Source organism: Nitratireductor mangrovi (genome assembly GCF_007922615.2).
Lineage (GTDB): Bacteria > Pseudomonadota > Alphaproteobacteria > Rhizobiales > Rhizobiaceae > Mangrovimarina > Mangrovimarina mangrovi.
In genome coordinates this window covers 2,287,345-2,306,244 of the sequence record NZ_CP042301.2, presented here as the reverse complement: position 1 = coordinate 2,306,244, position 18,900 = coordinate 2,287,345, and the positions used below count along the sequence as shown (strand labels likewise).

General features: G+C 67.2%; 17 protein-coding genes. 8 read left to right on the top strand and 9 right to left on the bottom strand.

Features of this window, described 5'->3' with window-relative positions; translation table 11 throughout:
- Positions 1–19: 19 nt before the first annotated feature.
- From FQ775_RS11285 to FQ775_RS11260, 6 genes are all read right to left on the bottom strand, one after another.
- Entirely contained in the window at positions 20–1,375 is a 1,356-nt protein-coding gene (locus FQ775_RS11285; RefSeq protein ID WP_146301681.1) for an SH3 domain-containing protein, read from the bottom strand.
- A 192-nt stretch (positions 1,376–1,567) separates the two neighbouring features.
- The gene (locus tag FQ775_RS23780) at positions 1,568–1,747 is read right to left on the bottom strand and encodes a dihydrofolate reductase family protein (RefSeq protein ID WP_206064865.1); all 180 of its coding nucleotides are present in this window, start codon (positions 1,745–1,747) and stop codon (positions 1,568–1,570) included.
- Positions 1,748–2,036: 289 nt separating this feature from the next.
- Positions 2,037–2,723 carry a dihydrofolate reductase family protein gene (locus tag FQ775_RS11275; protein WP_146301682.1) on the bottom strand — a complete coding sequence of 229 codons (687 nt, stop codon included), beginning with the start codon at positions 2,721–2,723 and terminating at the stop codon, positions 2,037–2,039.
- 137 nt (positions 2,724–2,860) lie between these two features.
- On the bottom strand, positions 2,861–7,678 hold the full coding sequence (locus FQ775_RS11270) for a caspase family protein (RefSeq protein WP_246730368.1): 4,818 nt from the start codon (positions 7,676–7,678) through the stop codon (positions 2,861–2,863).
- Between the two features lie 98 nt (positions 7,679–7,776).
- Complete coding sequence (locus FQ775_RS11265; RefSeq protein ID WP_146301684.1) at positions 7,777–8,229, bottom strand: anthrone oxygenase family protein; 453 nt, start codon at positions 8,227–8,229, stop codon at positions 7,777–7,779.
- Positions 8,226–8,783, bottom strand: coding sequence for a cytochrome b (locus FQ775_RS11260; protein WP_167812909.1), 558 nt, complete (start codon positions 8,781–8,783; stop codon positions 8,226–8,228). Before FQ775_RS11260 ends, FQ775_RS11265 begins: the two co-directional genes overlap by 4 nt.
- Positions 8,784–8,858: 75 nt before the next feature.
- Between FQ775_RS11260 and FQ775_RS11255 the strand changes: the two genes are divergently transcribed.
- Complete coding sequence (locus tag FQ775_RS11255; RefSeq protein WP_206064864.1) at positions 8,859–9,290, top strand: MarR family winged helix-turn-helix transcriptional regulator; 432 nt, start codon at positions 8,859–8,861, stop codon at positions 9,288–9,290.
- 12 nt (positions 9,291–9,302) lie between these two features.
- Here FQ775_RS11255 and FQ775_RS11250 read toward each other — a convergent pair whose 3' ends face one another.
- Complete coding sequence (locus tag FQ775_RS11250) at positions 9,303–10,136, bottom strand: protein-L-isoaspartate O-methyltransferase family protein (protein WP_146301686.1); 834 nt, start codon at positions 10,134–10,136, stop codon at positions 9,303–9,305.
- Between the two features lie 161 nt (positions 10,137–10,297).
- Between FQ775_RS11250 and FQ775_RS11245 the strand changes: the two genes are divergently transcribed.
- The 3 genes from FQ775_RS11245 (at position 10,298) to FQ775_RS11235 (ending at position 12,131) form a co-directional block, all read left to right on the top strand.
- On the top strand, positions 10,298–10,687 hold the full coding sequence (locus tag FQ775_RS11245; RefSeq protein WP_146301687.1) for a hypothetical protein: 390 nt from the start codon (positions 10,298–10,300) through the stop codon (positions 10,685–10,687).
- 28 nt (positions 10,688–10,715) lie between these two features.
- Positions 10,716–11,648 (top strand): YiiX/YebB-like N1pC/P60 family cysteine hydrolase, encoded by a 933-nt coding sequence (locus tag FQ775_RS11240; protein WP_146301688.1) that lies wholly within the window; start codon positions 10,716–10,718, stop codon positions 11,646–11,648.
- A 96-nt stretch (positions 11,649–11,744) separates the two neighbouring features.
- On the top strand, positions 11,745–12,131 hold the full coding sequence (locus FQ775_RS11235) for a hypothetical protein (RefSeq protein WP_146301689.1): 387 nt from the start codon (positions 11,745–11,747) through the stop codon (positions 12,129–12,131).
- A 56-nt stretch (positions 12,132–12,187) separates the two neighbouring features.
- Here the strand turns inward: FQ775_RS11235 and FQ775_RS11230 are convergent, their stop codons facing one another.
- Positions 12,188–12,832: a glutathione S-transferase family protein gene (locus FQ775_RS11230; protein ID WP_146301690.1), complete on the bottom strand. Its 645-nt coding sequence runs from the start codon at positions 12,830–12,832 to the stop codon at positions 12,188–12,190.
- Positions 12,833–13,143: 311 nt separating this feature from the next.
- On the opposite strand from FQ775_RS11230, the gene ypfJ reads away from it, so the two are divergent.
- Both ypfJ and FQ775_RS11220 read left to right on the top strand, forming a co-directional pair.
- Positions 13,144–14,043, top strand: coding sequence for a KPN_02809 family neutral zinc metallopeptidase (gene ypfJ, locus FQ775_RS11225; protein ID WP_146301691.1), 900 nt, complete (start codon positions 13,144–13,146; stop codon positions 14,041–14,043).
- Between the two features lie 51 nt (positions 14,044–14,094).
- On the top strand, positions 14,095–14,232 hold the full coding sequence (locus FQ775_RS11220; RefSeq protein ID WP_167812907.1) for a hypothetical protein: 138 nt from the start codon (positions 14,095–14,097) through the stop codon (positions 14,230–14,232).
- 177 nt (positions 14,233–14,409) lie between these two features.
- Here FQ775_RS11220 and FQ775_RS11215 read toward each other — a convergent pair whose 3' ends face one another.
- The gene (locus FQ775_RS11215) at positions 14,410–15,186 is read right to left on the bottom strand and encodes a GGDEF domain-containing protein (protein ID WP_146301692.1); all 777 of its coding nucleotides are present in this window, start codon (positions 15,184–15,186) and stop codon (positions 14,410–14,412) included.
- A gap of 197 nt (positions 15,187–15,383) precedes the next feature.
- Between FQ775_RS11215 and FQ775_RS11210 the strand changes: the two genes are divergently transcribed.
- A complete protein-coding gene (locus FQ775_RS11210; RefSeq protein WP_167812905.1) occupies positions 15,384–17,108 on the top strand; it encodes a calcium-binding protein in 1,725 nt (574 codons plus the stop codon).
- 155 nt (positions 17,109–17,263) lie between these two features.
- Positions 17,264–18,838, top strand: a complete 1,575-nt coding sequence (locus tag FQ775_RS11205; protein ID WP_146301713.1) for a pilus assembly protein TadG-related protein — start codon at positions 17,264–17,266, stop codon at positions 18,836–18,838.
- Positions 18,839–18,900: the final 62 nt, after the last annotated feature.

The window sequence follows — 18,900 nt, the reverse complement described above, 5'->3', positions numbered from 1 at the left end:
TCGGGCGGCCCGCGGCGTCTCAGCCGCCGAAGGCGACGTCGTCCCGGATTTCGAAGCGCTCATATTCGCCGACGCGGATCATGTTGAGCGTTGCCTCGCGCGAATAGCGCAGCTCGGCGCGGGCGTCGGAGCCTTGCGGCTTGCCGTCGCGGAAGCGGATGGTGCGCGCGCCGCCGTCGAACCACAAAACGGTGACGTCGGCGGCGCCGTCGCCGCGGCGCACGATGCCGACCTTGCAGGTGGTCATGGGCTGGCCGAAATAGCGCGCGCACGGCACCTCGGCGATGTCGTCATAAACGACGGGCGAAGGGTCGGCCTTGCCGACGACCACCGGGTCGATCTCGGGCGGCGGCGCCGCGGAAAGGATCGGCAGGCCGCCGGCCGCCGTCTCCTCGGCCGGCACGAGATCGCCGGCCACCGGTCCGGACGGTGTGTCGGGTTGCGGGGCGGGAAGCTCGGCTGCCGCCGCCAGGGCCATGATCTGCGGGGCGGATTTGGCGGGGTCTTCGGTGTCCTCCACGGGCGCGGTGGCGACCGCGTCCTCGGCCGGCGCACTTTCGCCAGCCGCCGGTTCCTCGGCGGGCTGCGGCGCTTCGATGGGCGCTGCGGGGCGGCGCGGCGACGGGCTCGGCAGTACGACAAGGTCGGCGGACAGCGTGGCTTCCGGATCGGGCACGGGCGCCGGCGCTACGGTCTCGTCGCCGGGCGTGAAGACGGCGCCGGCAAGCGGGTTCCCGGGGGCGGCCATGGCGACCAGCAGCGCGGTTTCCGCCGCCTCCAGCTTCTCGCGCTCGCGCCGGCCGTGGAAGGCAAGGGCGCCGTCGGTGGCAAGACGCGCTTCCAGCGCCGAGACCAGGATCGAACCGGAGGCCGCGTCCACCGGCTTGCCGCCGGCGTTTTTCTCCTCTGTGGCCGGTGGCACCTCGTCCGCCGTGTCCCGGCCAGGCTCGTTGTCGGCGGAGGCCAGCGTCGCCTCTTCGGCTGGAGCCTCCTCTGTCGTGTCGGCGGGCAGGTTGGCGTTGCCGGCCGCCTCGCGCGCGGCGGCGGCGTCTTCCTCGGAGACGAAGAGGTAGCGCGCCGGCGTCCAGCCGGTCAGGCCGTCGGCGTCGAGCGCCACGATCTTGCACCAGTCGTAACCCTTGAAGTTGCCGCACTCGAAGCGCCGAACCTCGGTGCCGTTGGGCAGGCGGCCAAGCACGAGGCCGAAAGGCGAGGCGGTGGCGCGGATGTTGAGCAGATCGGTCGCCGCGAGGCCGCGCACCGTCGCCACCACCGAAGGCGCGGCGACCTCGGCCGCCGGCTCGGCGCGTGCCGGGGCCGGCGCGAAGGGCAGCAGCAGGATCGCGGCGAGCGCGAGGAATCGGGTTCGCAGCATCGATGGCCTCGTGGAGCGCCCGGCTGGCGCGGGCAGACGGAAGCAATTTGTAGGCGATGGCCGGGGCCGGTGTCATCCCCCGTGCCGCGCGGCTGGGCACGTGGCGTGACACGCGGCGGCCTGCGTGTCGTCATGGCAACAGTTCGGAGCCGTCGACGCGCGGGGGGCGGTTCGGCCGTCGCGAAAAAGGGCTCAGCGCGGGCGCGAAAGGTAGCGCAAGAGCACGATGCCGTCGCCGAACGGGCGGCATTCGGCGAGCGACAGCGTTGTTGCCAAGCCATCGGGAAACAGCCTGATGCCGCGGCCGAGCGTATTGTGCCAGCGGGCCTTCTCGAGGGTGCGCGAGGCGACGTATTTGGGCAACGCGTTCATGCGCCTGGCATAACCGGCCTCGTCGTCGACCTCGGGCCAGACGGCGGCGAAGGCGTCATAGGTGCGCCGGCCGAAGAGCAGGGCTTTCGCGTCGAGAAGTTCCCGGTGCTTGAAGGCGTCGCCGTCCGGCCCTCATGTGAACGGCCCGGTCCAGTCGCCAAGGCCGGAGCCTTGCATGCCGACGGGATCCTCGATGACGCCATCGAGCGAGATGTACTGGGTGGTGACGATCCTGCCGGTCATGGGTGGCTTCCGTTTGCTGGTTGGAGTGCGTGCTGGCGAAGGCCGGTCAGCGGAGCTGGCTGCGGCGTTCGCGTTCGGCCTCGCTCGGGGTCTCGGCCGCGAAAGAACCGGTGCCCACGTCGCCAGCGCGCTGATAGGTGGCGACGATGCCGCCGGTCGAGGAGGTTCTTGACGAGGTCAGGTGGAAGGCGCCGGGAACGGCGCCGTCGCCGAACAGGCGCTTGCCGCGGCCGAGCAGGACGGGGAAGACGAACAGGGTGATTTCGTCGATGAGGCCGGCGGCGAGCAGCGTCTGCACCAGCTCGCTCGATCCCTGGATGAGTAGTTGCGGGCCGTCCTCCTTCCGGAGGTCGCGCAAGGTGGCGACGACATCCTCACCGAGGCCGCGGCTGTTTTCCCAGCCGAGCGAAGCGGGACGATGGGTGGCGACATATTTGGTGGCGCGGTTGAAGGCCCCGGCAATCCCGGCATTGGGTTCATCGAAGGTGGGCGAGGCCGGATCGACATCGACATAGGGCCAGTAGGCGGCGAAGATATCGTAGGTGCGCCGGCCGAGCAGCAGGTCGAAGGGCTGTTCGAAGATCGCGCCGATGGCGTCGCCGAGCGTGTCGTCCCAGAAGGGCGCCAGCCAGCCGCCAAAGGCGAAACCGCCGGAGGGATCTTCCTCGGGGCCGCCTGGCGCCTGCATGACGCCGTCGAGGCTGAGGAAAGTGGATGCGATGATGCGTCGCATGTCGAACTCCTTGCGTCGCGGGTTGCCGGCAAAGGCCGGTTTCGACAACACGACGAGCGGGTGAAGCGGATTTCGACATCGAAAGCGATTATCTGCCAGGGAAAGTTTGCCGCCAGCCTGCGAACCGCGTGGCTCCGCTATTCGGCCGGCAACTCAGCGAGCAGCGAGCGGCCGAGCGCGACATGGGCCAGAGTGCCTTCGGCGACGCCGGCATGGCCGTTTTCGCGCAGATGGGCGATGGCGTCGTCGCAGACGGCGAGACCTTCCTCGACCATGGCGCGGTCGCCCCGCGCCTTGCCGAGTTCGACCAGCGCCAGGCACAGGCTGTCCTCGGCAAAGCCGACATTGCGCATGTCGGCGAGTTCGTGGTGAACGGCGACGGCGTCTCGCAAGAGAGCAATCGCACGTTCATAAAGCTCCGCGCCGCCGCCCCGGCGACCGGCGAGGATCAGCGACCAGCCATGGGTATTGGCATTGAGCGCCCAGCGGTCGGGGGTGGCGTCGCGGGTGAAGACCGTGGCGGCCTTTCCCATATGTTCGGCAGCGGCGAGCAGCGCATCGAGATCGCCGTCACGCTCGCCGATCAGCGACAGGGTTTCGCCAAGGTGCTGCTGAGCCAGGCCCCAGTCGTGACGCCTGGCGGCGGGATCAAGCGTTTCCAGCCCGGCGCGGTAGAGCCCGGCGGCACGCCTCAGCACTTCCGTCCCGGCGGCAGCTGTGCCGTTGCTCTTCTCGATCGCGGCGATGTTGAGGGTGAGGTCGGCCCAAAGCTCTGGCAGCGAACCGCGGCCGGCGAATTCAAGGCCGCGCCGGTAAAAGGCGAGCGCGGCGTCGAGGCGCTCCGGATCAGCGCCGCGGGCGGCGAGCAGGCGCTGCACGTTGCCGGCCTTCATCAAGATTTCGGCCTTGTCGCCGTCGTGCCATCGCGGCGGCAGGTGCGCGGAGAGAGTCTTGTAGGCGGCCGCCGCCTGTTCGAGGCGTTCGGTACCGTTCTCGCGCTGGCCAAGGAAGAAGGCTGCCTCGGCGAGCCCGTAATGGGCCGCACCCCATGAGTAGATTACGTCAGGCTCCGGCGCGTACCCGGCAGCCGCCAGTTCGAGATGGCCGGCGGCGTCAACCATCATGGCGGCATCGTTGCGAGCCTTGGCAATCGTCAGCAGTGCCTGGCCGAGTTCGTAATGAATCTTCGGCCTGTTGGCATCGGCAAGCAGGTCGCCGGCGAGCAGGGCGCGCAGTTCCTTCGCCGCATCGGCGAGTTTTGCGATGTCGCCCAGGGCAGCGTACTTGAGCGCCACGGCGTAGCGGTGGCGAAGTTCGGCGTAGAGCGCCGGGTCGCGATCGGGGGGCAGGGCGTCGAGGCCGGCGCGGAACGCCTCGGCCGCACCCTCGTCGTCACGCACGTCGGACAGAAGGTTACCGATCTGGCGCTGGATATAGGCCCAGTCGCGCGGATCGCTTTCTCTGGAATACCCGTCGAGCGCGGCGCTGTAGCCTTCCAGCGCCTGGTCCACGTGCTCGACGTTGTGCTCGACCCGAGAAAGGTTGTCGTAGGCATTGGCGCGACTGAATTGTGACTCGGCCCACGCCCGCAGAACCTTGTCGCGCGGACGCTGCGCGATCGCCCTGTCGAGGGTTTCGATGGCCTGTCGGAAGAGGTTGGCGTCCTGCCGCATCGAGCCGAGCAGGCTCAGCGCGCCGCCGATCTGGTCGAGGATCTCCGCTACCCGCAAGCTTTTGTCCGCCGGCACACGAGCCAGCGCCTCGCGATAGGCGGTGAGTGCCTGTTCCACCAGGCCTTCGTCGCGCTTGAGGTCTCCGAGTTTTCGCAGTGCATCGGCGTCATGGACCTTGGCGTAAGCCCATTCGGATGGATGTTCGTCAGGTGAGAGAACAGCCAGTACCTCACCCAGCCCCTGGCGCGCCTTTTCGATCAGCGCCGGATCGCTCTCGTCGATGCCGAGATGCAGCATGGCGTAGGCGCGGTGGCGCCAATCGGCCGCCCAAAGCAGCGGCTTTTTCGTGCGGGTTCGCGCGGTCCCGGCGGCTTCGTAGGCCTCGACTGCGGCGAGAAGCGCGTCACGGCTGCCAGTGCGCTCTCCTATAACCCGATGAGTGTTGCCGAGATTGCTCTGGACGCGGGCCCACTCCTCAGGGTTCTGCGTTTGATCGTAGGTTTCGAGGGCGGCGTGAAAGGCTTCGATCGCATGCGCGAGGGCATCGGCTTCGCCGAAGGTTTCGCCGCGGGCCAGGTAGGCGATGCCGAGGCTGTTCTGGGTATTGGCCCAGCGCGCCGGATCGGCCTCGCGCGAGATCGCGGCAAGCGCAGCCTCGAAGCTGCCGATGGCTTCCAGAAGCGGCGCCGGGTCGGATCGCGCCAGGCCGAGATCGGTCAGCGCCATGCCGAGATTATGGCGCAGCGAGTGCGTGTCGGCTGCCGAGGCCGTGTCGCCGACATCGCCGAGTGCGTCGCGGTGGGCAGCAACGGCAAGAGCCTCGTCCGCCGGATCGTCGGTGAGGGCAGCGATGTCCATCAGGGTGCGGCCCAATTCGATCTGGACCGAGACGCGACGCGACGGCGCGCTGTCGGCGCCGAAGACCGTCAGGGCCGCCTCGAAGGCTTTCGCCGCCTGCCGCAAGGTCGGCACGTCGCGGGAATCGTTGCCGATACGCTTGCGGGCGAACGCCAGCTGTTCCTGGGCGTTGGCCCAGTTCAGCGGGTGGCTTGCACGGGTCCAGACCTCCAGCGCCAGTTCGAGCGACCTTATCGCTTCGGCCAGTTCGCCGGGCGCAGCCTGAACGGCCTCGTCCACCATGGCCTGAGCAAAGATGAAGTGCTGGTTGGCCCAGGCGGCCGGGAAGCGGTCGCGCGGGACATCGGCAATGCCGGCGCGGAGCATTGCGATGACCTGGCGGAACGCCTGCCGTCGCTCCGAGTCGACGAGTTCTTCTCCTTGCCGATGGCGCTCGATGAAAGGCAGGGCGACCGTGGCGGCGCCGAGCGAGAACTGGACCCGGGCTCGTCCGACCGGATCGTCGGCGCGGTTGTAGATAGCCCTGGCGGCTTCCAGCGCGGCGATGCCTTCGCGGACCAGATCGACGTCGATATCGGCCAGTGCGCGCTGCAGGAGTGTCGAGGCGAGGTTGAGCTGGATGTCCGCCCATTCGCGGGCATCGTGTTCGGCATCGACCTCGCGCAGCGCCTGCCGGTACGCGGTGATCGCCCGGTCGAGCGCTGCGTCGTCCCGGCCGCCTCTGGTTCCGATTTCGAGTTCGATGTCGCCGATCCGCTGGTAGGCCAGCGCCCGGCTGCGCCCGGCCGGAAGTGCGTCGAGCGACTGGCGGATGAGGGCGGTCACCGGGGCGAGGCCGGCGGTTCCAGGTTCGCGAACCGCGATGGCATAAAACGCACCGGCCAGGGCCAGCCGGGCCTCTGCGGACTGTTGCGGGGCATGACGGGTCTCGGCGACCAGATCGCGGGCAAGCGCTGCCGCGAGTTCCAGGCTTTCACGATCGCCGCTGACCCGGCCTCTGCGGATCCGCTCCTCGACTTCCCTGAGCCGGTAGGAAAGGGCGAGCGTGTCGTCCCAACGTGCGACCTGGTCGGCGGCACGCGCGTAGTAGCGGGCGGCTTCGCCGTGGTCGAAGACGAGCGCGCTGATTTCGGCGCTTCTGGCATATTCGGCGGCGAACTCGGTGCGCCGGGCGCGGATCAGGTCCTCCTCGCGCTCGATGACGGCGGAGAGCTCGTCAATGCGGCGGTCGACCTCGCCCCGCAGGCGGCGGGCGGCGGCGATGGCGCCTTCGGCCACGGCATGGTCGGTGAGCGCGGCGAGCCGCGCCAGTTCCGGATCGGGATTTTCGATGATGCGGCGCTCGGCCAGGAACGCCTTCAGCTGTTCGGCCTGCCGGCGCAGGACGGCGTCGAGTTCGGCCGGATCGTCGGGGGCGTTGCTGCCGAGCGCCTTGAGCATGGCGTAGACGCCGTCCATCGGCACGCCGCCGTCGGCGGCGACACGCTCGACCTGACGGCGCTCGAAGTCGGGCAGGGCGGCGATGGTGACGAGCAGTTGGCGGCGTTCGGCAAGGATCTCGCCCTCGGGGCCGGCGAGCGGCGCCGGCGTCTCGCCGAAGAAAAGCAGCCGGCGCAGGCTTTCATTGACCCATGGCCGCTGGCGGCCGGAGGTCTTCAAGTAGACCTCCTCGGCGACCATGCGCATGACGGTGCCGAACTCCTCGCCGGCCATCGCGGCAAGGTGTCTGGTCAGCGCGGCGGCGTAGGGGCTGTGTTCGCCCGGCTGGCCGTCGAGGGCTGGCTTGCCCGGCTCGGCGGCGAAGCCGATCACCACGCCGAAGTTTTCAGCGTCGTCGGACGCGGAAAGCGCCCTGGCGCCACGTGTCTCGGCAAGGCCGCCGGCGGAAATCGGCAAGGGCTCGGCGCCGGCCGCAAGCTTCAGCGTGGCGCCGGGCGGAAACGGATTGTCGCGACAGGCGTCGAGCAAGAGGATGGTGACCGGCACGGTCTCGCGCAGGCGGGCAAGCACTTCCGAAAGCGGCACCAGGCGTTCGGAAGCGGCCTCCAGCGCCGACAGGTCGGCGTCGATGGGCACCAGAAAATTCTCGCCGCCGGCCTCGATGCCGTGGCCGGCGTAATAAAGCACGGCGACGTCGGCCTCGGCAGCATCCTCGACAAAGCGGTCGAGATCGCGGGCGAGGTCTTCGGCGTCGCGGTCGGTGCGGCGGACCGAATCGAAGCCGAGATCGGAAAGCAGTTCCTCTACCGCGTCGGCATCATCCTCGGGATTGGCGAGCGCCGGCAGATGCGCGTAGTCGCCATTGCCGATCACCAGCGCGACGCCGGAAAGCGGATCGGCGGCTAAGGCGCGCGGCGCGAGCGCTACCGCCAGCAGCAGGGCAAACGCCAGTACCGCGGTGCCCCCGCACCATTTCAACCCCATTCGAAGCAAGATCGGCGCTCCGCCCTGGATGAAGGCTCAATGTGTCCCGTCTTCGTGGCAGTATAGGGGCGCCGACCCCGCTTGGCACGCAAGCGCGCTCAGCGGGCGATCGCGAGGATCGCAAGAATGGCGGCGGCGAAGGCAAAGAGGATGCGGGCGACGTGGAGCCACAGCCAGCGGTCGAGCAGGGCGGGTATGTCATCGGGCGCGACGGCGCCTGCCGCGATGCGGGCATTGGCAGGCAGGTGGAAGAGCCCGGTGACGGCCAGCACGGCAAGGATCGCCGCAAGCGCACCGAGCCAGAGCCAACGGGACGCCGGAGCCTGCCAGTCGAGCCAGGCCGAGGCGGCGAGGCCGAGCAGTGCCGGCAGGATGAAGACCGGCATGGCGCGGCCGATGAAATGGCTGTTGGCGGCGAACCAGTCGACGAAGGCTGCGGGTGAAAGGCTCTTCCAGTAGGCGACCAGCGCCAGGGCGATGAAGAGCATGGCACCGGCGAAGGCGGCACTGGCGCAGACCGCGAGGACGTTGGCGGCGAGGCGGAGCGTCATGGTTGCAGGTCCCGGAACTGGCGATCGGGCAGGATGCGCACCATCAGACGATCGCGGCGGGCAAACTGGTGGTAGAGCGCGGCGGCGGCGTGAAGGACGGCGAGCACGATCAGCGCCCAGACGATGAGGCCATGCGCGGCACGTGGCGGCAGCGTGGTGAAATCCGGCAAAGGGGCGCCGGCGCCGGAAACGAGGATCGGGGCAGCTCCGGAAAGCACGATGGTGGCGATGCCGCTGGCGGCGGCGGCGAGGATCAGCGGGTAGAAGGCAAGGTGCACCGCATGGGCGGCACGGATTTGCCAGCGGGGCTGGCCCGCGGGCGGTTCAGGTCGGCGGTCGGCGACAATCCACCACAGAAGGCGCGCGATGGTGAGCGCGGCGACGGCGAGGCCGGTCATCACGTGGACGCGCAGCACGGGGATTGCGCCGGGGCTGCCGGCCAGCGCCTCGAGCCGCAGCCCCGAGGCGACAAGGACGATGACGAAGAGGGCGGATAACCAGTGCAGCGCGATGGCGACGCTGCCATAGGCCTGGCGGGAACTTTTCCACGACATGGCGAACCTCCTTGATCGGTGGGCGTTCGCGGGTTTATATAGCATGCAATGTAAATAAATAGCAAGCTATGTAAAATGACATTCGTGCGTGAGCGCTCCGCCGGCTACATGACCAACTGGGCAGCGCGGCTTCTGGCCCGCGCGATCGACCGGCGGCTCAAGGAGCACGGCCTGTCGTCGGGCCACCTGCCGGTGTTTTTCGCGCTCGGCGACGGCAAGGCGATGACCCAGAAGGCGCTGGCCGCCGCGGCGGCGATCGAGCAGCCGACCATGGCGGCGACGCTGTCGCGCATGGAGCGCGACGGGCTGGTGCGGCGCGCACCGGACCCGAAGGACAAGCGCAGCGCGCTGGTGTCGCTGACGCCGGCGGCACTGGCCAGGGTGCCGGCAGTGCGGGCGGCGGTCGACGCCGTCAACAGGCAGGCGCTTTCAGGACTGAGCGAGGCGGAACGGGACGCCTATCTGGCCATGCTTGCGCGGATGGTGGCGGCGCTCGAGAACGCCTGAGCCGGGCGGCGGTCAATCGCCGCGCGGAGCGGCCGAAAACCAGATGTCGCGGAAGATGGCGGTGGCGGTCTCGTCCGGTTCGCGCTCGACCCTGCGCCAGAGCGAGCGCGTGGCCCAGCCCTCCATGCGCGAAGGCTGCCGCTCGGCGTCGCGCTCCGATTCGGCGCCGGCGCACGGGATGAACCACGAGCCCATGAAGGGTTCGCAGGAAAACGCGCCGCCCGGCCGGCGCCTGACGACGACGGCGAGGCCGACATCGGGCGCCGGGCGCCATGGAAACACCATGCGGCCGCCGGGGTTGAGGCTGTCGAGCCAGGCCAGCGGCGGCGCGGCGAGGCCGGCCGAGACATAGATGATGTCGCAGGCCGGGAGTTCGGCGGCGACCGCGTCGCCGGACAGCGCATGGGCGTTTTCGAACGGCTCGAGATTGTCGCGCGCATGGCGGGCGAGGTCGCGGTCGATCTCGTAGGCGTGCACCATGCCGGCCGGCAGCACCAGCATCGACAGGATGGCGGAGTAATAGCCGGTGCCGGCCCCGACATGGCAGACGATCTCGCCCGGCTGCGGCATGACGCGGCCGATCCAGGCGGCATGCAGGAAGGGCTCGCCATTGTTGATGCTCTTGGCGCGGTTCAGCGCCACCAGCACGTTCTGGTAGAGATGCGCGGGATCGGCGCTCGGCGTCTCGACGGGGCGCCCGCCGGCGAACACCGTCCACGGGCCCGGCGGCAGGAAGGCCTCGCGCGGGACCAGCGCGAAAATGCGCTCCAGGCGCGGGTCGGTCGAGCCGCTGGAAGCGGCCATCAGACGGGCATAGAACGCCTTGATGTCGGCCAGATCGGACAAGGTGGTGCCTCCGGCCCGCTTATAGCGTTTCGCGAGGCCGCTTGCACCAGCCAAGGACGAGCGATGTCTTTCTGGCGACGCGGCACGGTATTGACCCTGATCAAGGGCAACCCCTCCCACGCCCGGCATAAACGAGCTTTCGGACGGACGGAGGACTTGCCATGTTGTCGAGACGAAGCTTCATCGCTGGCGCACTCGGCGCTGCACTGTTGGCCGGCAGCGCGCCGGGGGCGCAGGCGGATACCTATCTCGGATCCTATGTCGCGCGGATTTCGGGGAACGACCATTATGCCAGCGACGGCTATCCGCTCGACAATGCGGCGCAGGTGGTCAGGCAGGACCGCGCCAATTTCCACCGCTTCGGCACCGGCGACGCCGAGGACGACTACGATCCCTGGTTCGGCAGCAACAAGGCGAGGGCGCGATTGCAGTCCATGCTCGAAAAGCGAGGGGCGATGAGCGGCGGAACGCGCAGGGCGATCATGAACGGCAACCCGCTGATCGAGGTCCAGGTGTTCAGCCGCAGCGTCAAGGTCCGCGTCCTGCGCTGACACCCGCTTCGCATCCGGGCGTCGCCAGATGAAACCCCAGATCGTAGCTTCGCGGCGCACACTCCCGTTCCGGGCGGCGATGGTAGGGCTTGCGCTCGTCCTCGGCCTGTCCGCATGCGCCCATCCGCCGCGCAAGGCGCCACCGCATGGCGACAATCCGCTGGCCGGCTGCTGCGAAGGCGCGGAACGAACTCCGGCCTGGCTGGTGGCGCTGGCCGAACCGGCCGCACCGGTGATCGGCCATGTCGTCGGCAGGGTGGTGTGGCGCGAGGGGTATCTGGCCGGCGATACCGAAGCCATGCGGCTGATCACGGAAACCCTGAGACCTCTCGATATCGTTGTCGTGAGTTCCAAGGGCCGCCTTTCCGGTCATACGCTGCCGGGGCTGTTCCCGCATGCGGCAACCTATCTGGGCACGGAAACCGAACTGCGCCGGCTCGGGATCTGGGAGCATGGGGCGTTTCTGCCCCACCAGGCCGACATCAGGGCCGGCAAGGTGTTCGTCGAGGCCGATTACAATGGTGTGCACCTTTCGCGACCGGAAACGGTCCTGAATGTCGACCGTGTGGCGATCCTGAGGCGCGTCGACGGCAGCCGGCGGACCCGACAACGGGCGGCGGCAGAGCTCGCCCGGCACCTCGGCGAGCCCTTCGATTTCCATTTCGACGGCGACGACAACGACCGGCTCTTCTGCACCGAACTGGTGGATCATGCCAGGCCGGGATTGGCCCTTGCGAGCCGCCAGGCATACGGGCGCAGGATCATCCTCGGCGACGAGATGGTGGCCGACGCGCTTTCGCGAAAGAACCGGCTGCGGGTCGTGCTCTACCTGAAGGGTGACGGAAACGGTGTTGCGAAGCCGGGCAATGCGGCGCTGGCGCGCGATATCGGCGCAGCGTGGCAGCCGACGCGCGGAGGGTGCGGGTTGCGCCGGGCGGGAGGCCAGAGCAACGCACGCTGACTTCACCGGCTTGACGCGGCGTCCACACGGATATTCTGTCGATGCCGGACGTGCGCTCCACCCCGGCGGCGCGGCGAATCCGGGAAGGGCGATGACATGAGGGTACACAACTTTTGCGCGGCGCTGGTGACGGCGGCCGTTTTGGCGTCGGGCGCATTGCCGGCCGGCGCAGACGAATATTTCGGATCCTACGTCGCCCGGCTTTCGCCCGACGATCACCGTGCCAGTGACAACTATCCGCTCGACAACGCGGCGCAGGTGGTGCGGCAGGATCGCGCCAACTACCACAAGTTCGGCGTCGTCGATTCCGAGGATGACGACGACCCGTGGTTCGGCACCGCGGAGGCGCGGGCGCAGATGCAAAGGATGCTGGAAAGGCCGGGCGCCATCGACGGGCCGACACGTCAGGCGATCATGAACGGCACGCCGCTGGTCGAGGTCCAGGTCTACAGCCGCAGCCTGCGGGTCTTGCTGTTGCGCTGACGGCCAGACGCGACACGGGGGCGCCACGGCGGCAGGACCGTCGCCGCCCGCCGGGTTTAGCCTTTTTCGGCCCGCCTCCCGTCGGTCGCGGCGAAATGCGCCAGCTGATCGGCGTGGGCCTTTCTGAACGCTGGGCGGTCGGTGATCCGCGCCACATAGGCCTCGGTCGCCGGACGGTTGCCGAAGGCGCGCACCCTGGGGACGCGGAGGACGTCGGCCATCAGGAGGTCCGCGACCGTGAAGCGATCGGCGGCCAGCCATTGGCGCTCGTTCAGCACCCGCTCCATGTGATCGAGGCGGCTTTCGAGCCAGCCGGCAAGGCCATTGTCGTTGGCGCCGGTCACTTCCAGAAACCACCAGGGCACCGCCACCATCTCGATCGAGTTGAGGGCGGCGATCGTCCATTGCAGTGTCTGGGCCTCGCCCGCCGGATCGCGCGGCATCAGCTTTTCGCTCTTTCGGGCAAGGTGCAGCAGCCCGGCGCCGCTCTCGAACATTTCCAGTTCGCCATCGCTCAGGAACGGGGCCTGGGCGAAGGGCTGACGCGCCAGATGGTCGGGCCCGCGATCGTCGAATGGGACCGTGCGGACGGAATAGCCGAGGCCGGCTTCCTCGCACGCCCATCTCAGCCTCAGGTCGCGCACAAAACCGCGCGGACCCTCAGGCACCCAGTCATAGGTCCAAACAATCAGTTCGCTCATCGCAGCAAGCCTCTTTCCCCGGACGTCCCGAATATCGGCCAGCCGAAAGCGTGGCTTGTGTGTCCGCTCCACCAGGTTCCATGACCCTGCGTCATGGGGCGCCTGCCGGCAGGAGGGCAACGCCCCAAAACGCTCCTTGCATTGAGCCAGCAAAGGGCCGCAGGTGCCAGGCCGGGGGCGAGGGCCGTTTGCGGCCGCAGAACACCGATGTCGCGGCACTCGACTTGACGCGATGGCGACACAAATAGTTGTTTAAGCAAACATGCGTTCCACCCGGTGGCGGGCGCAGCGGACTTGCGAGGAGGTTCGGCATGCGGTGGCGCGGCAGACGGCAAAGCTCGAATGTGGAAGACCGGCGCGGACGTGGTGGCGGCTTCGGCGGCGGTCCGGGCCGCGGCGGCGGCATCAGGTTGCCGGTGGGACGCGGGGCCGGCGGTGGCGGGCTCTCGGGCATCATCATCCTGGTGGTGGTGTTCTTCGCGCTGCGCGCCTGCGGCATCGACCCTCTGGAGATGCTGTCGCAGGGGCCGGCGGGTCCGTCCGGCGGCGGACAGACGCAAACCACCTCAGCCCAGGACGAGACGACGAAGTTTGCCAGCGTCGTGCTGGCGGAGACCGAGGATGTCTGGAACGGCATCTTCCAGGCCGAGGGCCAGAACTACGCCGAGCCGACCATGGTGATCTTCTCCGGCCAGGTGCGTTCGGCCTGCGGCTTCGCCTCGGCTGCCTCGGGCCCGTTCTATTGTCCCGGCGATCGCAAGCTTTATCTCGACCTCGATTTCTTCGGCGAACTCGACCGGCGCTTTGGCGCCTCGGGCGACTTCGCGCAGGCCTATGTGATCGCGCACGAGGTCGGCCATCACGTGCAGAACCTGATCGGGGTGCTGCCGAAATTCAACCAGATGCGGCAGACGATGAGCCAGGTCGAAGCCAACCAGATGTCGGTGCGGGTGGAACTGCAGGCCGACTGCTTCGCGGGCATCTGGGCACACTACACCGCGCAGAAGGGGCTGCTCGACGCCGGCGACATCGACGAGGCGCTGAACGCCGCCAACCAGATCGGCGACGACACGCTGCAACGGCGAACCCAGGGCTATGTCGTGCCTGAGAGCTTCAACCACGGAACCTCGGCGCAGCGCCGCGAATGGTTCGCGCGCGGGCTGGAAAGCGGCCAGCTCGACGCCTGCGACACGTTCAACAGCCCGGTCTAGGACTTTGTCCGGCTAAGTTTTTATTAAAGGTTGGCAGTCCATCTTTCTTTCATGAGATGGGTGATCCTGATCGTGTCCCTTGCGTTGATGACGGCCTACGATGCCGTTTATCTGGATGGCGAATTGTCGAGGGAAGCGATCAGGGAACTCGGAACGGTGACCGCGGTCATATCAGAACGGCTGTCATAGGGGCGGCGCGCGGCTGGGTGGCGCGCGTCTGGGCGGGACCGGCCGGCTCTCGATCGATGCGGGGTGTTGCAAAGTGGCCGGTCCCGCTTGCCGACAAAGGTCGACGGCAGCAGCCTGGCCTCAATTTCCTTACGTAACGTTAATTGCTAATGTAGCGGCGGCAAATGGAGTAGCCGATCAGGCCACCGCTTCGGCGATGTAGTCGAAGACGACCTGGTTGCGGCCGCGGTTCTTGGCTGCATAGAGGCAGCGGTCGGCCACCCGCAGGGCTTCCGAAGCGTTGGCACCGTGCCGGCGAAGGTCGGCTCCGCCGATGCTGACGGTGAGCCGGTGGCGCTCGCCCTTCTCGCCCTCCCAGGGGATGAGCTCGACATGGCGGCGGGTCAGTTCGGCGAGCTGCTCGGCCTCGCGCCGGTCGATGCCGGTAAGCAAGATGGCGAACTCCTCGCCGCCGATGCGCCCGACGGCGTCGGAGGAACGCACCGAGTAGCGCAGCGCCTGCGCGATCTTGCGCAAGGCCTCGTCACCCTTGGGGTGACCATATCTGTCGTTGATCTGCTTGAAGTGATCGGCATCGACGACGAGCAGAAAGCCCTCGCTGCCGCGCCCGACGGCCCGTTCGAGGCGGTCGAGAAAGCCGTCGCGATTGAGCAGGCCGGTCATCTGGTCGTGGCGGGAGACAAAGGTGAGGCGCTTGTGGGCGCTCTCCAGGTCGTTGTGCGACTGCGTGAGGAGCCAGTTGGCGCGGCGCAGCGCCTCGGCCTGGGAGAAGATGAACCAGGAGACCGGAAAGGCGATGACGACCGGGATCACCACGCACTCGATCCAGGCCAGCCAGTCGATCGGCATGCCCAGGATCCAGCGCGTGGGAAAGGACAGGCCGAAGGTTGCCGTCACCGCGATGGCGGTCACGGCGAGTGAACGCAGAAAGATCCGCTTTCTTTCCAATTGCATGCCAGACTCCCTGGCGGGACGCTAGCAGCGATATCTAAAGACCCCTTTGGGCTTGGAGCTAAAATTTTAGCGATCGCTCACCACGAGGTTACGCCGGCGAGATAAGAGGTGACCTGACCCATTCGAACGTTACACTGACCCAGCGCCGCGCGGGGCGTGGGGTCCTCCGGCGCGCATTTCCACCGTAGGAGGACGTCATGGTCTCAACACCCAACTTCACCGACGGCACCTGGCAGATCGCCTCGACGCTGCACATCAACGGCGCGCCCTTTGGCGACATTCTGTGGCAGAACATCGCCGACCAGAGCCTGGTGCTGTGGCAGCAGGATGGCACCTCCACGGTCGCTACCGACATTCTGCCCTCGGTCAGCGATCACGAAGTCGCCATTGTCGGTGATTTCGACGGCGACGGCCGCGCCGATCCCTATCTGCGCGATCAGGCTGTCGGCACCAACAAGGTGCTTCTGAGCAGCACCGGTGCGATCACCAACAGCGCGTCCGCCTCCTCGATCGCCGACGCCCGCGCGGCGACCGATCTCAACGGCGACGGCAAGGACGACGTCATCTATTTCATCAACACCAACGCCAACCTGCTGATCTTCGAGATGGACGGCGCGTCAGTGCCGGGTACCAGCAGCTTTGCGTCCGGCTACACAACGGACGATACCTTGCTCGCCGCCTTCGACGGGACGGACTTCGACACGTTCAAAAGCCTCTGGTTCGATGACTCCGCCAACCAGTTCGACATCACGAACCACGTCGATGGTGTGCGCTCGGTCACCGACAGCTTCACGGTCAATGCCGGCAACGAGTTTGTCATGAGCGGCGATTTCAACGGCGATGGCGATCCCGACTTTCTCTACCGGGATGCTACAGGCTTCGACAAGGGCAGCATCGAAGTCGTCTTCACCAACGGCACAAGCGAGATCGGCCGCGCCATCTACGATGCCCCCTCATTCGCAAATATCCAGTTCGAGGGCGGCGGCGACTTCGACAATGACGGCATCGTCGAACTGATCATGCGCGACACGGTGAGCGGCGAACTGACGCTCATGCAGGCGCTGCCGGGCACGACGTCCAGCCAGACCCTGACCGGCAGCGACACGAACGACCTCATCGATGGGGGCGACGGCTTCGACCAGCTTTTCGGGCTCGGCGGCGACGACCTGATCTTCGGCGGCGACCTCAACGACTTCATCGTGGCGGGCGACGGTGACGACCGGGTCGACGGCGGCGACGGGGAAGACTCGATCTTCGGCGGGGACGGGGACGATGTGCTTGAGGGCGGTATCGGCGACGACCAGATCATCGGCGGCGCCGGCGACGACACGCTGAGCGCCGGCAACGACACCGATATCCTCGATGGCGGCGAGGGCAACGACCTGCTCACGGCCGGCTCCTTCGGCGGCGACCACATGCGCGGCGGACCCGGCGACGACATCATCCGCGGCCGGGGCGACCGGGGCATCTTCGAGGGCCAGGACGGCGACGACGTGCTGTTCGGCGGCACGTCGCTCGATGTCCTGTTCGGCGGCAACGGCAACGACCTCATCATTGGTGGCCTGAGTTCCGACACGGTCTTCGGCGGCGGAGGCGACGATGTCATCTTCGGCGTCGACGCCCGCGGCGAATCCGACACCAACGACACGCTCTATGGGGGATCGGGGAGCGACTTCTTCTACCTCGGCAACGAGGACGTGCGCTTCTATCTCGGAACCGAGTTTGCCACGATCAAGGATTTCAGCACCTCGACGACGACCGGGGACTTCCTCGTCCTCGAGGGCACCTCGTCCTCCTACAATTTCGTGGACCAGGGCGCCACGATCGAGGTGCAGCAGGCCAGCGACTCAGACGTGCTGGCCGTCATCGAGACGGCCGCTTCCGCGGCCTCGGTCGAGGCGAAGGCAATCTATCTCGGCTGAGCCGGCCGGCCGCGCAATGTGTTTGACGAGGACGCGGCCCGGCAAAATGATGAAATTGTCATTTCCCCGTTAGGCGGGCGCTAAGCATTTGCCTTAGCGCCCCCTTAAACCGACAGGCCTAGAATGCGCCGATCAGTTGCTATGGGGGTTATGGCATGTTCCGATCTTTCCTGCAGCGGTTTCGCCGCGACGAACGCGGCAATTACGCGATGCTGATGGCGCTGGTCACGGTGCCGGTGGCGCTTGCCGGCGGCATGGCTGTCGATCTTGCCGCGATCAGTTCGCGCCAGGCGCAATTGCAGCAGGCGATGGACACCGCCGCGCTGGCGATCGCACGCGAGGGCGAAGGGCTGTCGGACGCCGAAGCGCACAGGATCGCGCAGCGGTTCCTGGAGGCGAATTTCGACCCGCGCTATGCCAACATCAAGATCGCGCGCAAGGGCCCGCGCGTCGAAGTGGCGGCCGATGCCCGCGCCGGGCTGACATTCGGCAAGCTGCTCGGCTATGAGGACTGGGAAGTTTCGGCGGCCTCGGCCGCAGACCTTGCCTATACCAATTACGAGATCGCGCTGGTGCTCGACACGACCGGCTCGATGGCCGGCGGCAAGCTGGCCGCCATGAAGGATGCCGTCATCGGCCTGATCGACACCATGTCGGCGCAGGTCAAGGGCAAGGACAAGCTGAAATTCGCGGTCGTTCCCTTCGCCAATTTCGTCAATGTCGGACCGCATTTCGGGCCGGACTTCAAGAAGAACGGCAAGATCATGAACAAGACCGGCGCCGAATGGCTGGACCTCAAGGGCAAGGCCGATTTTCCGCAGGTCGAACTCAAGAAGAACCTGAGCCGTTTCGAACTGTTCCAGCACCTGGGCGAGAGATGGGCCGGCTGCGTGGAAACACGCTACGCCGACGGCAAGGCTGCGCATGACGTCGAGGACACGGAGCCGACCAAGAGCGACAAGGCGAGCCTTTTCGTGCCGGCGTTTTCGATCGACGAACCGGAGGAAGACGGTTTCTCGAACTCCTACATCAAGTCGGACGCCGATCCGCTGGACAATTCCGCACCTGGCCAGGCCAAGAAGCTCCTGAAATACGGCGTCACCGAAGTCCTCGATCCGGTGAATCCCGCCCTGGAGTGGCTGAAGCCCGCGACCAAAATGTCGGGCGGCAAGGGCCCCAACAAGGACTGCGTGACGCAGCCGATCATGCCGCTCAACAACGACTTCGGCGCGATCAAGAAGAAGGTGAAGTCGCTCGAGGCCAACGGCACCACCAACATCATGGAGGGCGTCGCCTGGGGCATGCGCGTGCTGTCGCCGCACGAGCCGTTCACCGAAGGCCGCGACCGCAAGGAGATCGGCGTCGAGAAGATCATGATCGTGCTGACCGACGGCTCCAACGTGTTCGGCAACAAGAGCCACAAGCTCGGCTCGTCCTATTCGAGCCATGGCTACCTGGTCGACGGTCGCATCGGGATATCGGCGGGGTCGTCTTCCGACACCAACAAGCTGATGAACGCAAAGACCATGAAGGCCTGCGACAACGCCAAGGCGCAGAACATGATCGTCTATACGATCCGGCTCGAAGAGCCCGACGTGAAGACGGGCATGATGCTGAAGGACTGCGCGTCAAGTTCGGCGCATTTCTTCGACGCGCCGTCGCGCTCGCAGCTCGACGAGGTGTTCGGGAAGATCCGCGACCGCGTGGTGCGGCTGAGGATCGCTTCGTAGCAGCCCGGCGACGGAAAGGCCTTGTCTTTCGCGACCTGCGCGGCAAACTGCCGGGCAGGGGA

What these genes read in the sequence shown, in the direction of transcription:
- FQ775_RS11220 (WP_167812907.1), top strand. Translation starts at nt 14,095, where the DNA reads ATGAGATGGGTGATCCTGATCGTGTCCCTTGCGTTGATGACGGCCTAC.
- FQ775_RS11210 (WP_167812905.1), top strand. Translation starts at nt 15,384, where the DNA reads ATGGTCTCAACACCCAACTTCACCGACGGCACCTGGCAGATCGCCTCG.
- FQ775_RS11230 (WP_146301690.1), bottom strand. Translation starts at nt 12,832, where the DNA reads ATGAGCGAACTGATTGTTTGGACCTATGACTGGGTGCCTGAGGGTCCG.
- FQ775_RS11235 (WP_146301689.1), top strand. Translation starts at nt 11,745, where the DNA reads ATGAGGGTACACAACTTTTGCGCGGCGCTGGTGACGGCGGCCGTTTTG.
- FQ775_RS11285 (WP_146301681.1), bottom strand. Translation starts at nt 1,375, where the DNA reads ATGCTGCGAACCCGATTCCTCGCGCTCGCCGCGATCCTGCTGCTGCCC.
- FQ775_RS11275 (WP_146301682.1), bottom strand. Translation starts at nt 2,723, where the DNA reads ATGCGACGCATCATCGCATCCACTTTCCTCAGCCTCGACGGCGTCATG.
- FQ775_RS23780 (WP_206064865.1), bottom strand. Translation starts at nt 1,747, where the DNA reads ATGAACGCGTTGCCCAAATACGTCGCCTCGCGCACCCTCGAGAAGGCC.
- FQ775_RS11255 (WP_206064864.1), top strand. Translation starts at nt 8,859, where the DNA reads ATGACATTCGTGCGTGAGCGCTCCGCCGGCTACATGACCAACTGGGCA.
- FQ775_RS11260 (WP_167812909.1), bottom strand. Translation starts at nt 8,783, where the DNA reads ATGTCGTGGAAAAGTTCCCGCCAGGCCTATGGCAGCGTCGCCATCGCG.
- FQ775_RS11240 (WP_146301688.1), top strand. Translation starts at nt 10,716, where the DNA reads ATGAAACCCCAGATCGTAGCTTCGCGGCGCACACTCCCGTTCCGGGCG.
- FQ775_RS11270 (WP_246730368.1), bottom strand. Translation starts at nt 7,678, where the DNA reads ATGGGGTTGAAATGGTGCGGGGGCACCGCGGTACTGGCGTTTGCCCTG.
- FQ775_RS11215 (WP_146301692.1), bottom strand. Translation starts at nt 15,186, where the DNA reads ATGCAATTGGAAAGAAAGCGGATCTTTCTGCGTTCACTCGCCGTGACC.
- FQ775_RS11265 (WP_146301684.1), bottom strand. Translation starts at nt 8,229, where the DNA reads ATGACGCTCCGCCTCGCCGCCAACGTCCTCGCGGTCTGCGCCAGTGCC.
- FQ775_RS11245 (WP_146301687.1), top strand. Translation starts at nt 10,298, where the DNA reads ATGTTGTCGAGACGAAGCTTCATCGCTGGCGCACTCGGCGCTGCACTG.
- FQ775_RS11205 (WP_146301713.1), top strand. Translation starts at nt 17,264, where the DNA reads ATGTTCCGATCTTTCCTGCAGCGGTTTCGCCGCGACGAACGCGGCAAT.
- ypfJ (WP_146301691.1), top strand. Translation starts at nt 13,144, where the DNA reads ATGCGGTGGCGCGGCAGACGGCAAAGCTCGAATGTGGAAGACCGGCGC.